This window comes from Cyanobium sp. NS01 (assembly GCF_014280235.1).
In the GTDB taxonomy this organism is placed as follows: Bacteria; Cyanobacteriota; Cyanobacteriia; order PCC-6307; family Cyanobiaceae; genus NIES-981.
Map to the genome: position 1 here is coordinate 1,466,048 of NZ_CP047940.1, position 12,606 is coordinate 1,478,653.

Below are 12,606 nucleotides of genomic sequence, written 5' to 3' on the forward strand. Positions count from 1 at the left end.
CTCAGTCGCTCTGGCTTGCCACCATCCATACCCGCTTTAGTGGCAACTCCAATCTGATCCCCTCCGGCAGCCGTTCGTAGTTGGCGTAGAGCTTCACCAGCAGATCTTTACGGCTCCAGAGGCGCACCTTGAAGAAGCTGGCGGCCAGTTCCTTCTGCACATTGGGCTTGAACCCACTCCAACTCACGAACAGGCACTTTTCAGCGCCGAACTTCTGCCCGGCCCCGATCAACTTGTCCACCGTGGGGCGATCAACCGGCCCATCGCCAGACTTCACCTCGACGCAGATCGAAGGCTTCCCGAATCCCAGTTCACCCCCTCCGGCCAGGATGTCGGCACCACCATCGGCACCCTCCGGGCTGCGATAGGTGCTGTACCCCTCAGCTTTGAGGATCGCCTCCACCAGCTCGGTGAGGCCATGCCCCTTGAACCTGGCCTCGATCAGCCGCTCTACCTGATCGGCTGCAAGTTCCTCCAGGTTGACGCTACCGGCTTCGGTGGCGTCGATCGTTTCACCCATACTCGTGGGCTCAGGGACAGCCAGCACCGCCGAGACGGTCTCGGGCTGCCATTGGTTGGCCCCCATGGCCCTCACCCTGGCTTCGGCGTCGTTCCGCTGCACGCGGCAGATGGTCAGGAACGCGCCAAAGGAATAGAGGATGTCTTGCGGGAAGCTGCTCCTGGGGATCAGGCCACTGAACCAGTGGATGCTCCGCCAGTGGAAGTAGGGATCAGGGCCCTCAGGCTCAAAGTGATAGCAGCTGGTGATCTCCCCGAAGTACAGACCTGACTGCAGCTTGGAGGGCATCACGACCCAGTCGCCAGGTTGCATGTCATGGCCAAAGGCCCAGATCTGCGACGACCAGTTGATCAACGCTTTCTGCTTCTCATCCGGGTAGCGCTGAGCCAAGGCAGCGATCAGGGCCTGCCGGTCGCCCAGGCCGAGCAGATCCACGGTCAACTCCTCCCAGCAGACATAGATCCGGCTCTCGTCCAGAAACTTCTGCTCCTGCTCGCCATGGGAGCCGGCTCGGACCATCCAGAGGGTCATGGACTGTTGCCTGCAACCTTGAGCATGATCGAACCATTGGGTTGTGTCCATAACAACCCACCCACGAGTCCTCGATGGGTTTCCGCTTCCGCCGCTCTACCCGCCTGGGCCCCCTGCGCTTCAATTTCGGGAAGAGCGGCCTCAGCTCGATTTCGCTTGGGGGTCGGGGAGGGTCCTTCAACATCCCGGTGGCCAGGTCCGGTGGCCCCCGTACCACTGTGGGGCTGCCTGGCACCGGCCTGAGCTGGAGCATCGAGCACAGCGAGGAGCCCATCACCCGGCCAGCGGCGATCCCAGCTGGCCCCGCCGCAGGTCTGCCCAACAGCCGTCGCCTCAAGCCCGGTCAGCTCGATGCGCTCAAGCAGGGCTGCCTGACCATGCTGCGTGAGCAGCTTCTGCAGCGAGGCAGCAGCACCCAGCAGCTCTGGGAGCTCGGCCTGGTGAGCCGCCTGCTGGCGGATCCTGCAATCGGTGGTCGCACCACAGGCCTGCTGGCCGTGATCGAAACACCAGAAGCGATGCAGGCCTATCTGCTGCGGGCCCAGGGTCAGGACGATCTCAAGCGCCGGGCCCATCGCTGCATCGAGGCAGCCCAGGAAGCAGTCCGCCTGGCCCGGGGGCGGAGCTGGCTGAAGGCAAAGGCAGCAGAAGGGCTCAGCAGTTGAGCAGCTGCCGCAGGAATTGATCGGTCAAGGCCACAGCTGTGGCCCAGTTCTCGGCCTCGCTGAGGCCGGAGCTGAGGGTGGGCTTGAAGCTGTGGTCCCCACTGGGGATCCAGCGCAGCTGCACCTGCGGCGAGAGGTTGTAGGTCTCCACCTCCCCCCGCCGCCCGAAGCTGTCGCGCTCCCCCTGCAGGATCAAGGTTGGAGTGCGCAAGGCGGCCAGGTGCTCGGTGCGCAGCTTCAGCGGCTTGCCTGGAGGATGGAAGGGATAACCCAGGCAGAGACACCCGCGCACCCCATCGCTGGCGGCCAGCTCATCGACAAGCAGGCTGGCCACCCGACCACCCATCGACTTGCCAGCGATGAAAAGCGGTCGCCCTGGGCTGTCGCGCCTCACCAGATGCACCTGTTGGCGGAAAGCTTCCTGCAACACCGGCATCCGATCAGGACCCTGGCGGCGGCCAGTGTCTCGCATCCGGGCCATGGAGGCGAACTCGAAACGGATCACCCGCCAGCCCGACTCGGCCAGTCCGCTGGCGATGGCCGCCATGAACGGGCTGTCCATCGGCGCTCCAGCCCCATGGGCCAGCAGCACGGTGGCCGGCGCGGCGTCGGGACCGTCGATCAAGCGCGGGGCGGTGGTGGTGGCCTCAGCCGTCATGGCCCGATCCTGACCGAGGTCGAACGGGTGGGATGGGATCAAACGGGGCGGTTCAGGCGTTGCAGCCACAGCTCGCTCACCGAGGCGATCGCCTCGAAGTCGGCATCGAAGCTCACCAAAACCGCGTTGTGGTGCAGGGCCACGGCGGCCACCAGCAGATCGAGGCTCAGCACCGTGCGGCGGAGCGCAGCAGCTCGAAGCGCACCGGTTCGGCCAGATGGGCCTCGGGGTCCAGCACGAAGGGTGCGATGAACTGCTTCAGCGAGGCCGGGCTGCGGGCCCGGGTGAAGTCGATCCAGAGGCTGGTGTCGAGCAGCAAGGTCATGAAGCGAACTCCTGGGCCTGCTGGCGCTCACGCTCCTGGTCGGCCTCGTAGCTCTCCAGCTCCACGCCCCATTCGCCGCTGAGGAAGCGCTGGGCGATCTGGGCGCGGCGGCGCTGCTGCAGGGCCTCCTCCATCAGGCGGCGGATGGCAGGGCCCTTCTTGCGCTCACCCGTGAGATCCAGGATTTCAGCCATCTCCTTTTCGCTTAGTTCGACAGTCACTTTCATGGTTTAAAGGCTGCCCCCTCAGACTTTGAGCCAGCAGTTCGTCGAGGCGCATAGCAGCCCAGAGGCCACGGGCAGCCTAAGAGAAGCGGCTCTGCTCGGCTTGCTTCCCCGGTCGTGTTCACCGCTGGACTCGTCCCGAAGCAGAAGCCAAGGGCTAGGGCCGGTTGCAAGGTCTCGGCTCGCGCTGCCCTGAGCAAGGAGAGGCCATGACCACGACCCTGGAGAGACCAACCGCGTTGAAGTGCGCCTGCGCCAAGGGGCACACCAATGGTGAACCCTGCCACGCCGGCTGCGGCTGCGAATGCCATGGCTGCCGCTGTGGCAGCAGCCAGCGCTCCGCGTTGCAGATCAACGCACCGGCCTCGCCCGCGCGCGGTGCTCCTGCGGGCTGATGCCGCGCACCCGCTTGAACGCCGTGCTGAGCGCGAAAGGCGTGCTGTAGCCGAGCGCGTGGGCCACCGTGCCGACGCTCGCCTCCGGATCGCAGAGCATGTCGGCGGCGAGGGCGAGTCGCCAGCTGGTCAGGAACTTCATCGGAGACTCCCCGACAACGTCCTGGAACCGCCGTGAAAGCGCGGCGCGCGAGGCGCCGACCTCCCGCGAGAGCTTCGCCAGCGTCCAGGGACACGCCGGGTCGTCGTGCATCGCCTGCAGCGCACGACTCACCACCGGGTCGCTCTGCGCCCGGTACCAGGTCGGGCTGTGGGCGTCGGGTCGCGTGAACCAGGCGCGCAGGATCGCGATCAGCAGGAGGTCGATCAGACGGTCCAGCACGGCGGCCTGGCCAGGACCCTCCTTGGCCATCTCGTCGCACAGCAGGGCGATGAGCGGCGAATTCCACGTGTCGTTCGACAGCGACAGAAGCGGCGGCAGGGCGCGCAGCAGGCGGTCGCTGATGTCGCTGGTCGACTCGTAGGCGCCGACGAGCATCAGCGTCGAACCGTTCGGGTCGTTGCCCCAGGTCCGGGCGCCGTGCATCAGCTCAGCCTCGATCGACTCGCCGTCGCGGTTGCAGCAACGCTGGCCGGGGTGGATCACAATCTCGGGCACCGTCGCCGGATCGTCCGCAACGTTGTAGTGAGCCGGTGCGCGGGTCACGGCGACATCACCGGCGTCAAGGCGCACCGGCTGGCCGTCGTCGGGGACGACCCAAGCGTGTCCGCGCACGATCGCCAGCACCGTGATGGGGGACTCGGCGAGGATCCGCAGCGACCACGGCGGCGTCATCACGGTGCGGAGCGAGAAGGCGCCCCGCGCGCGCGGACCGTCGAGCAGACCTGCGAATGGATCCATGGCCGGCACGGTATTGGCTGGACGCTCGGATATGGAACTGAGCATCTCGGCGATGGCCCAGGCGGCGCTCCCCGCAGAGGATTCAGAGGCGCCCTCAACAGGCTCGGCAGGCCGGGCTGGGGGTGAGACCCACGACCACCCCATCCACCTCATGCAGAACACAAACTTCAACGGCACGACCCTGGTGATCGGAGCGAGCGGCAAGACCGGCCGTCGCGTCACGGACCGCCTCATCGCAGAAGGACGGCGGGTCCGGCCCGTCTCCCGCTCCACGCAGCTGCGCTTCGACTGGCAGGACGACAGCAGCTGGGCCCCAGCCCTCGACGGCGTCGAGGCCGCCTACATCACCTACTTTCCCGACCTGGCGCTGCCCGGGGCGGCCGAGACCGTCGATGCGTTTGCGCGCCTTGCCGTCGCGCGCGGCGTCCGGCGCCTCGTTCTGCTCTCCGGCCGCGGCGAGGCGGGTGCCCAGCGGGCCGAGCGCTACCTGCAGAACTCCGGCGCCGATTGGACGATCGTCCGCTGCGCCTTCTTCAACCAGAACTTCGACGAGAATTTCGTCGACTCCGTGCGGCACGGGATCGTTGGGATGCCGGCGGGCGACACCGCCGAGCCATTCGTCGACGCCGACGACATCGCCGACGTCGTCGTCGCGGCGCTCACCGATGACCGCCACATCGGCGAGCTCTACGAGCTGACGGGCCCGCGCCTGCTCACCATCGCCGAAGCCGCCCACGCGCTCGGTGTCGCCATCGGCCGCGAGGTGCGCTACATCCCGCTGACCGCCGAGCAGTTCGGCGCCGAGCTGGGCGCGCACGGGATGCCGGAAGCGGACGCCACGCACCTCGCCGAGCTGCTCAGCGAGGTGCTCGACGGCCGCAGTTCCCACCTCGGCGATGGCGTGCAGCGGGCGCTGGGACGCCCGGCCCGCGACTTCGCCGACTACGCGAGGGACACCGCCGCGACGGGCGCGTGGAACCCTGAGGCCGTGGCGGCGTGACAGCGCTGTTCGCGCTGCTGCTGTTCGGCAGCGGTGCCGCCTTCCTGGCGTAGCTGAGGATCCCGAGCTGCTTGACCACAAGGATGCGGAGGCCGGAGTTCAGCAGGATCTGACTCTTCGTGCCACCACCCAGGTGTCGCGGGGAGTGCCCTCGGGCCAGTGGGAGTGATCGATGCTGACGCGTTTGCCGCAGACGTGACACAGACGGCGGCACTGGCCTTCACCACAGCAGAGCACCCCCCTTGAAACGGAACACCGTTTCGGGGAGCTGGTTACTGACCCCCCGCCAGCGCGTCAATGCGCTGGGCGAGCTGCAGGTCGAGGTTCGAGAGGCCGCCGGTGTCATGGGTGGTGAGATCCACCGTGACCCGGTTCCAGACGTTGCTCCACTCGGGGTGGTGACCCATGGACTCCGCCACCAGGGCCACCTGGGCCATGAAGCCGAAGGCGGCCACGAAGTCTGTGAAGCGGAATTCGCGGTGCAGCTTGCCGTTCACCAGGCTCCAGGCCGGCAGGGTGCTGGCGAGATCGGCAGTCTGCTGGGGGGTGAGGGGAATGGCGGCCACGGCTCAGTCACAGAACTGAGGCCATGTTGGCGCAGGCTCAGGCGCTGGGGCCGAACAGGATCGGACGCCGGGTGGGAACGGCGTCTTCGGCATCGCTCCAGTGGATGCGGCAGCTGATGCTTCGCTGGCCCTCCTCGCCGGAGCGCCAGAAGTGCATCCCGGTGACGATCGAATCGGCGGGCCTCAGCATCTGGGCACGGTTGCAGGCGTCCACCTCAGAGATCGAAGAGGTGTAGGTCTCGCTGCCCCTCAGCGGTTGGGCGATCGGCTCGGCGACGGCCTCCGGGGCGGTGCTGGGCTCAGCCTCGGCCGGCTGGGCCCTGAGGGGAGCGCCGGCCAGGCCCCAGCAGCACAGCACGGACATCAGGGAAGAGGACAGGAGGGAGCGGATCATGGACCGAAGCGGCGGCAGGCCTGGGTGGGCTGGGGGCAACGTAGGTCCAATGGCCGGCAGGACAACGCCAAACCTGGAACCCAGGCACCTTCAGGCCCCGATCAGATGCAGGCTCAGCCGCCGCCGCTGCCCGGCCCGTCGGTGCTCCCAGAGGTACACGGCCTGCCAGGTGCCGAGCAGCAGGCGCCCCTGCTGGAAGGTGAGGCTGAGGCTCGTGGCGGTGAGGGCCGTGCGGATGTGGGAGGGCATGTCGTCGGGCCCCTCGTCGTTGTGGCGGTAGGGCTGCCAACCGCTCTGGCCGGGCAGAGGGGCCACGCCCGCCTCCGGTGCCAGGGCGGCAAAGGCCGCCGTGAGGTCGTGCAGCACCCGGGGATCGGCGTTCTCATTGATGGTGAGCGAGGCACTCGTGTGCTGGCACACCAGGGTGGCGGTGCCCAGCTGCAGACCGCTGGCGGCGATCTCGCGGTTGAGGCTGCCGGTGAGGTCGGTGAAGCCGGCGCCGGCGGTGTCCACCTCAAGCACCTGCAACGACTGGCTCAGCATCGGGACCCGCAGCGCAATCTCCCTAGCATCGCGCCACTGCCACCAGCCCATTGCGCATCCTCTACGACGGCGGCTGTCCGCTCTGCCTGCGGGAGGTGCGGCTGCTGCGGGCCCGCGACCAGCAGCGCCACGGGGATCAGCCCGTGCTCGCCTTCATCGACATCGACGCCGCCGGCTACGACCCCAGCGCCCACGCGGGCATCACCTACCGCGACGCCATGGGCACCATCCATGGCATCAGTGGCGACGGAGAACTGCTCAGCGGTGTGGAGGTGTTCCGCCGCGCCTACGGCCTGGTGGGCCTCGGTTGGATCTATGCCCCCACCCGCTGGCCCCTGGTGCAGCCCCTGGTGGAGAGCCTCTACCAGCTCTGGGCCCGCTGGCGGCTGCGGCTCACCGGCCGCCCTGGCCTGGAAGAGCTCTGCCGGAACCGCTGTGCGGTCTCGAGCGTTGCGGAGCCGGCCCTCGGCGGCGTCAGAACCACCGCCGCAGCTGAGCCGCCGCCAGCTGCACCTCGCGCATGAACAGCAGCACCGCCACCATCAGGCAGAGCATGGCGGCCACGAACAGGGGCACCACCACCAGCGCCAGGTCGATGGCGGTGACGACACTCACAAACACGATCGCCACCACCAGCGCCACCAGCAGGATCGTCACGGTGCAGAGCTCGATCGCCTTGAGCACCAGGGTCATGCGCCGCTTCTGCAGCTGCAGCTCCTGCTTCGACTGCCTCGCCCTCGAGACAGTGGCATCGCCCATCTGCTCCTGCAGGCGACGGGAGCGATCGACAATGCGGGCCAATCGGTTGGTGAGCACCACCAGCAGACCGCCGATGCCGGCCAGCAGGAACACTGGCGCCACCGAGAGCTGGATGGCCCGTGCCAGGGTCTCCACCGTTGCCGTCTGCGCCGCCGCCAGGAGTGGATCAGGTGCCAGCAGCAACGGCATCGCAGGGCCACAGTGGGTGCCGTGAAGCTACCGGGCCAGGTGCCATGACCAGCATCAGCTGCCACTACAGCGGCTCCCTGGGCTGCAGCGCGGTGCATGGGCCCTCCGGCGCCACCCTCCACACGGATGCTCCCGCCGACAACCACGGCCAGGGCGGTGCCTTCTCCCCCACCGACCTGATCGCCACCTCCCTGGCCACCTGTCTGCTGACGATCATGGGCCTGGTGGCCGAACGCCATGGCTGGCGCATGGAGGGGGCTTCGGCCCGGGTGGAGAAGACCATGAGCCAGGAGCTGCCGCGCCGGATCGCCGCCCTGGAGGTGTGGCTGGTGCTGCCGGTCTCCCTGGAGGCCGGCGCGCGGGCCACCCTGCAGCGCGCCGCCGAAGGCTGCCCGGTCAAGGCCACCTTGAAGGGCGCCGTGCCGATCACCCTGCACTGGGATACGGCCTGAGCCACCTCACCCCGTCCAGCCGCCATGCTGAGCAGCTCCTCCCCCATCCCCATGAGCGCAACGGGCACGGCCCTGGCCCAGCTGCGGGCCTATCTGCACGAAACCCGCCTGCTCGGATCGATCAGCAGCGCCCTCTATTACGACCAGAACACGGTGATGCCCGCGGCCGGCGCGGCCTGGCGCGGCGAACAGCTGGCCCTGCTCGCCACCGAGCTGCACCGGCGCCAGGTGGCGGCGCCCTACGGCGAGCTGCTGCAGGCCGCCGAGGCTGAAGCCGCCACCACAACCCCCGAGGCCGGCCAGGCCGCCGTGAGCCGCAACCTGGAACTGCTGCGCCAGGACCTGGAGCGCCAGCGTTGCCTCGACCCCGCCCTGGTGGCTGCCCTGGCGAAGGCCCGCTCGCGGGGCTATGCCCTCTGGCAGGAGGCCCGCGCCAAGCAGAACTTCGCCCTCTTCGCCCCGGCCCTGGAGGAGATGATCGGGCTGCGGCGGCATCAGGCAGGCCAGCTGGCCGCCGCCGAAGCAGCCGGCAGCAGCCCCTGGGAGATCCTGGCCCAGCCCTTCGAGCCGGACGTGCGCCAAGCCAGGCTGCAGGAGCTGTTCGTGCCGCTGCGCGAGCAGCTGCCCCGGCTGCTGGAGGCAGTGCGCAGCGCCCCTGGCCCGGCCAGCGAGGCGGTGGACATCCCAGAACCGGTGCAGGACAACCTCTGCGAGGCCCTGCTGCAGAGCTGGGGTTACGACCCCAGTCAGTGCCAGCGCTCGCGCTCGCCCCACCCCTTCTCCTGCACCCTCGGCCCCGCCGACTTCCGCATCACCACCCGGGTGGTGCCCGGCCAGCCCCTCTCCGCCTTCCTGGCCACGGCCCATGAGTGGGGCCACTCGCTCTACGAGCAGGGCCTGCCCCGGGGGGATGACCACTACTTTCCCTGGCCCCTGGGGGAGGCCACCTCCATGGGGGTGCATGAATCGCAATCGCTGTTCTGGGAGTGCCGCATCGCCAGGGGAGAATCCTTCGCCAGCCGCTGGCAACCGCGCTTCACGGCGGCCCTGGGCCGCGATCCCTGGGGCGGCAGCCGCGGCTTCTGGCGGGCCCTCAACCCCATGCAGCCGGGGATGATCCGGGTGGAGGCCGATGAGCTGAGCTATGGCCTCCACATCGTGCTGCGCTTCGAACTGGAGCTGGCCCTGCTGGAGGGGGACATGCCGGTGGCTGAGCTGCCATCCGCCTGGAACCGTCGCCACCAGGAGCTGCTGGGCCTCACTCCGGCCAACGACGCCGAGGGCTGTCTGCAGGATGTGCACTGGAGCGAGGGACTGTTCGGCTATTTCCCCTCCTATGCCCTTGGCCACCTGATCAGTGCCCAGCTGGCCGAGGCGATGGAGCGCGATCTCGGCGGCCCCGGCGCCATCGAAGATCACGTCGCCCGGGGTGAGGAGGGGGAGCTGCGGCAGTGGCTGGGGCAGAAGGTGTGGCCGCTGGGCCGTCAACTCAACGGCGAGCAGCTGGTGCAGCGGGTGAGCGGCAGGCCGCTGAGTGCCGGGCCCTTCCTGCGTTATCTGGAACAGAAACTGGAGCGCCTCAGCGGCTGAGCCCCACCGCTGGAGTGGGGTGGCGCGGTGCCCTCCGTAGGATGCGCCACGCCGATCCACCTTGTTTCATGGCGAACATCGACCACGCTCCGAGCCGCACGATGCTCAACCTCCTGCACGTGCTGCCGGCCTTTGCCGATGAAGCCGAACTGCGCCTCAACGCCATCGTGGAGTTGAACTCCATGACCATCAACAAATACGAGCTGATCACCGAAACCGGCCATCTCAAGCTGGATCGCGTCGGCTATTCCTCCCTGGCCTATCCCTTTGCCTACGGCTGCATTCCCCGCACCTGGGATGAGGATGGTGATCCGCTCGACATCGAAATCGTGGGCGTGACCGAACCCCTGGTGCCGGGCTCCCTGGTGGAAGCACGCATCATCGGGGTGATGAAATTCGATGACGGCGGCGAAGTGGACGACAAGGTGATTGCCGTGCTCGCCGATGACAAGCGCATGGATCACATCACCAGCTTCACCCAACTGGGCGACCACTGGCTGAAGGAAACGCAGTACTACTGGGAGCGCTACAAAGACCTCAAGAAACCCGGCACCTGCAAGGTGAATGGCTTCTTCGAGGCAGCCGAGGCCGTGGCGATTGTCAAGGCCTGCGAGGCCCGCTATACCACCAGCATCGATCCCAGTCTGGTGAACTGAGGCCAGCCCGTTCTGCCGAGTTGAAACGCTGCCTGCCTGGCTTCAACCAGCAGCTCTGGCCAGCGATTCTGACCATCCGTTCTGATCCCGCCGTCTCACCCGCAGCCTCAATCGATGTCCCACCAGCGCATCCCACGCCCCGTGCTCGCCGTCAGCGATCTGCGGCCGGGGCTCGCCCTGGGAACGGGGCTTCTGCTTGCCGCCGGGACCCTGCTGCCGAGGACGGCCCTGGCGCTGCCCCCAGTTCCACCGGCTCCCGAGGTCGCTGCAGCGGAGGAAGCACCAACAGAGCAAGCCGCAACGGAGGAGGCACCTGCGGCGGCCGCGATTCAGCGGCAGATCGTGCTGGAACTGGGTCGACGCCAGATCAGCCTCAAGGAGAACGGCACCGTGGTGGGCAGCTGGCCGGTGGCCATCGGCGACCCCAGCACCCCGACCCCGGTGGGCAGCTTCACGGTGCAGAACAAGGTGGTCAACCCCCAGTACCAGAGCACCCGCAGCGGCAAGATCAATGCCACCGTGGGCCCCCAGGCTCCGCTGGGTGACCGCTGGATCGGCTTCAAGCAGAGCGGCCTCAACCAGTACGGCATCCATGGCACGCCCACGGCCTGGGCCTGGACCGTGACCTCGCGCGCCGCCGTGTCCAACGGCTGTGTGCGCATGCTCACACCCCATGTGCGCGAGCTGTTCGAGAAGGTGGAGATCGGCACGCCCGTGATCGTCAAACGCTGAATGGCCAGCCGGAACTGAGCGGCAAGCCGGGCAGCTCAGATCCGGAAGACTTCCTGGAGATGCCTGCGGTTCGGTCAGGAAACCGCGGCTTTCACCTGTAAGTTTTCCTCTGCGTTTCCGGTTCGATGGTGCCTGCTTTCCGACCTCACCCCTCCACAGGACGGCAAGCCCCAGGCTCCGAGACCCTCATCTCGAACCGTCCAGCCGCTGATGAGCCCGGCCCCACCGTGGTGGCCGAGCCCAGCACCACCTTGAAATGGTCCAGTGACGGCGAACTCTCCGCCCTCGATCTGCATCGCATCATCGACCGGCTCGTCGATGCCGATCCAGTGGCCAGCAGCCTCACGGTGAGCCAGTTCGGCATGGAGTGCCGCTAGGCCCCAGAGGGGCTTTCAGCTGACCGCGTTCGCCCACCCAACTGGGGCGGCCGGGGGCCGCCACGCCCGGAGCAGCGTCAGGCCTCGGGGCGGACGGCGGCAAAGATCTCGGCCAGGATCTCCCCGGCGCCCTGGGCCTTGAGTTTGTGGGCCAGGGCCACACCGATCGCCTCGGGGTCGTCCTGGGGGCCCTCGGCCTGATCGCGGATCAGCCGCAGCCCATCAAGGCTGGCCACCATGCCGGTGAGCTTGAGGCTGCCACTGGCCTCGGGGCCCGAGAAGCTGGTGTTGACGCCGATCGGCACCTGACAGCCTCCTTCGAGCTCCCGCAGGAAGGCCCGCTCGGCCAGGCAGCGGCGCGCGGTGGGGGTGTGCTCCAGCACCTTGATCTGATCCAGCACCGCCGTGTCGCCGTGGCGGCATTCGATGCCGAGGGCACCCTGCCCCACGGCGTGCAGCGAAATGGACGGGTCGATCAGCTCGTGAATGCGGCCACCCAGCCCCAGCCGGCCCAGGCCGGCGGCGGCCAGGATCAGACAGTCGAAGCCGCCGGCATCGAGCTTTTCCAGGCGGGTGATCACATTGCCGCGCACATCCTTGAAGGTGAGGTGCGGGAAGTGGTGGCGCAGCTGGGCCAGGCGGCGCAGGGAGCTGGTGCCCACCACGGCGCCTTCCGGCAGGGTGGCGAGGCTCTTGTCCTTGTGCTTCTCGTGCACCACCAGCGCATCGGCGGGGTCCTCCCGCTCGGTGATGCAGCCGAGCATCAACCCCTCGGGCAGGTGGGTGGGCAGATCCTTGAGGCTGTGGACGGCGATGTCGGCCTGGTCCACCAGCATCTGGGCCTCGAGTTCCTTGGTGAACAGGCCCTTGTCGCCGATCTTGGCCAGGGCCACATCGAGGATCTTGTCCCCCTGGGTGGCCATGGCCTCGATCGTGATCGTGAGGTCGTCATGGGCCCTGGCCAGCTCATCGCGCACCCAGTGGGTCTGCACCATGGCGAGCTGGCTGCGGCGGGAGGCAATGCGCAGGGTGGAGCCGGCCATCGAGAACCTTCGGTTGGCAGTCAGCCTGCCGAGTAACAGCCGTCCACCCTAGGCACTGGCCCGCCGTTCTCCCTGGGGAGATGGTC

General features: G+C 68.0%; 19 protein-coding genes. 8 read left to right on the plus strand and 11 right to left on the minus strand.

Annotated features, from left to right (window positions below; all coding sequences use genetic code 11):
• Position 1: 1 nt before the first annotated feature.
• A complete protein-coding gene (locus tag CyaNS01_RS07615) occupies positions 2-1,051 on the minus strand; it encodes a restriction endonuclease (RefSeq protein WP_186696565.1) in 1,050 nt (349 codons plus the stop codon).
• A 74-nt stretch (positions 1,052-1,125) separates the two neighbouring features.
• On the opposite strand from CyaNS01_RS07615, the gene CyaNS01_RS07620 reads away from it, so the two are divergent.
• Entirely contained in the window at positions 1,126-1,716 is a 591-nt protein-coding gene (locus tag CyaNS01_RS07620; protein ID WP_186696566.1) for a DUF4236 domain-containing protein, read from the plus strand.
• Here CyaNS01_RS07620 and CyaNS01_RS07625 read toward each other — a convergent pair.
• The 5 genes from CyaNS01_RS07625 to CyaNS01_RS07640 form a co-directional block, all read right to left on the minus strand.
• Positions 1,706-2,374 carry an alpha/beta family hydrolase gene (locus tag CyaNS01_RS07625; RefSeq protein WP_186696567.1) on the minus strand — a complete coding sequence of 223 codons (669 nt, stop codon included), beginning with the start codon at positions 2,372-2,374 and terminating at the stop codon, positions 1,706-1,708. The two genes, CyaNS01_RS07620 and CyaNS01_RS07625, sit on opposite strands and share 11 nt — an antisense overlap.
• Before the next feature lie 38 nt (positions 2,375-2,412).
• Positions 2,413-2,547, minus strand: a complete 135-nt coding sequence (locus CyaNS01_RS14555) for a PIN domain-containing protein (RefSeq protein ID WP_255459993.1) — start codon at positions 2,545-2,547, stop codon at positions 2,413-2,415.
• Positions 2,541-2,699: a hypothetical protein gene (locus tag CyaNS01_RS14560; RefSeq protein WP_225875560.1), complete on the minus strand. Its 159-nt coding sequence runs from the start codon at positions 2,697-2,699 to the stop codon at positions 2,541-2,543. The genes CyaNS01_RS14555 and CyaNS01_RS14560 overlap by 7 nt, the downstream gene beginning before the upstream one ends.
• Positions 2,696-2,893: a hypothetical protein gene (locus CyaNS01_RS07635; RefSeq protein WP_186696568.1), complete on the minus strand. Its 198-nt coding sequence runs from the start codon at positions 2,891-2,893 to the stop codon at positions 2,696-2,698. Before CyaNS01_RS07635 ends, CyaNS01_RS14560 begins: the two co-directional genes overlap by 4 nt.
• A 381-nt stretch (positions 2,894-3,274) precedes the next feature.
• The gene (locus CyaNS01_RS07640; RefSeq protein ID WP_186696569.1) at positions 3,275-4,219 is read right to left on the minus strand and encodes an AraC family transcriptional regulator; all 945 of its coding nucleotides are present in this window, start codon (positions 4,217-4,219) and stop codon (positions 3,275-3,277) included.
• On the opposite strand from CyaNS01_RS07640, the gene CyaNS01_RS07645 reads away from it, so the two are divergent.
• Entirely contained in the window at positions 4,218-5,219 is a 1,002-nt protein-coding gene (locus CyaNS01_RS07645; protein WP_225875561.1) for an NAD(P)H-binding protein, read from the plus strand. The genes CyaNS01_RS07640 and CyaNS01_RS07645 overlap by 2 nt on opposite strands.
• Before the next feature lie 272 nt (positions 5,220-5,491).
• Here CyaNS01_RS07645 and CyaNS01_RS07650 read toward each other — a convergent pair whose 3' ends face one another.
• The 3 genes from CyaNS01_RS07650 to CyaNS01_RS07660 all read right to left on the minus strand — a co-directional run bounded on the left by CyaNS01_RS07650 (position 5,492) and on the right by CyaNS01_RS07660 (position 6,722).
• Positions 5,492-5,785, minus strand: coding sequence for a 4a-hydroxytetrahydrobiopterin dehydratase (locus tag CyaNS01_RS07650; RefSeq protein WP_186696570.1), 294 nt, complete (start codon positions 5,783-5,785; stop codon positions 5,492-5,494).
• A 37-nt stretch (positions 5,786-5,822) separates the two neighbouring features.
• Complete coding sequence (locus tag CyaNS01_RS07655) at positions 5,823-6,179, minus strand: hypothetical protein (RefSeq protein WP_186696571.1); 357 nt, start codon at positions 6,177-6,179, stop codon at positions 5,823-5,825.
• Positions 6,180-6,269: 90 nt separating this feature from the next.
• Positions 6,270-6,722, minus strand: coding sequence for a secondary thiamine-phosphate synthase enzyme YjbQ (locus CyaNS01_RS07660; RefSeq protein ID WP_186696572.1), 453 nt, complete (start codon positions 6,720-6,722; stop codon positions 6,270-6,272).
• A gap of 50 nt (positions 6,723-6,772) precedes the next feature.
• Between CyaNS01_RS07660 and CyaNS01_RS07665 the strand changes: the two genes are divergently transcribed.
• Complete coding sequence (locus CyaNS01_RS07665) at positions 6,773-7,246, plus strand: thiol-disulfide oxidoreductase DCC family protein (protein WP_186696573.1); 474 nt, start codon at positions 6,773-6,775, stop codon at positions 7,244-7,246.
• On the opposite strand, the gene CyaNS01_RS07670 is transcribed toward CyaNS01_RS07665, so the two are convergent.
• Entirely contained in the window at positions 7,197-7,670 is a 474-nt protein-coding gene (locus CyaNS01_RS07670) for a DUF2721 domain-containing protein (protein WP_186696574.1), read from the minus strand. The two genes, CyaNS01_RS07665 and CyaNS01_RS07670, sit on opposite strands and share 50 nt — an antisense overlap.
• Before the next feature lie 44 nt (positions 7,671-7,714).
• Between CyaNS01_RS07670 and CyaNS01_RS07675 the strand changes: the two genes are divergently transcribed.
• The 5 genes from CyaNS01_RS07675 (at position 7,715) to CyaNS01_RS14765 (ending at position 11,477) form a co-directional block, all read left to right on the plus strand.
• Positions 7,715-8,122 (plus strand): OsmC family protein, encoded by a 408-nt coding sequence (locus CyaNS01_RS07675; RefSeq protein ID WP_186696575.1) that lies wholly within the window; start codon positions 7,715-7,717, stop codon positions 8,120-8,122.
• 51 nt (positions 8,123-8,173) lie between these two features.
• Complete coding sequence (locus tag CyaNS01_RS07680) at positions 8,174-9,712, plus strand: carboxypeptidase M32 (RefSeq protein ID WP_186696576.1); 1,539 nt, start codon at positions 8,174-8,176, stop codon at positions 9,710-9,712.
• 68 nt (positions 9,713-9,780) lie between these two features.
• The gene (locus CyaNS01_RS07685) at positions 9,781-10,368 is read left to right on the plus strand and encodes an inorganic diphosphatase (RefSeq protein ID WP_186696577.1); all 588 of its coding nucleotides are present in this window, start codon (positions 9,781-9,783) and stop codon (positions 10,366-10,368) included.
• A gap of 114 nt (positions 10,369-10,482) precedes the next feature.
• Positions 10,483-11,100 carry a L,D-transpeptidase gene (locus CyaNS01_RS07690; RefSeq protein WP_225875562.1) on the plus strand — a complete coding sequence of 206 codons (618 nt, stop codon included), beginning with the start codon at positions 10,483-10,485 and terminating at the stop codon, positions 11,098-11,100.
• 251 nt (positions 11,101-11,351) lie between these two features.
• A complete protein-coding gene (locus tag CyaNS01_RS14765; RefSeq protein WP_255459995.1) occupies positions 11,352-11,477 on the plus strand; it encodes a hypothetical protein in 126 nt (41 codons plus the stop codon).
• Between the two features lie 77 nt (positions 11,478-11,554).
• Here CyaNS01_RS14765 and hemC read toward each other — a convergent pair whose 3' ends face one another.
• A complete protein-coding gene (gene hemC, locus CyaNS01_RS07695) occupies positions 11,555-12,520 on the minus strand; it encodes a hydroxymethylbilane synthase (RefSeq protein ID WP_186696578.1) in 966 nt (321 codons plus the stop codon).
• Positions 12,521-12,606 lie beyond the last annotated feature (86 nt).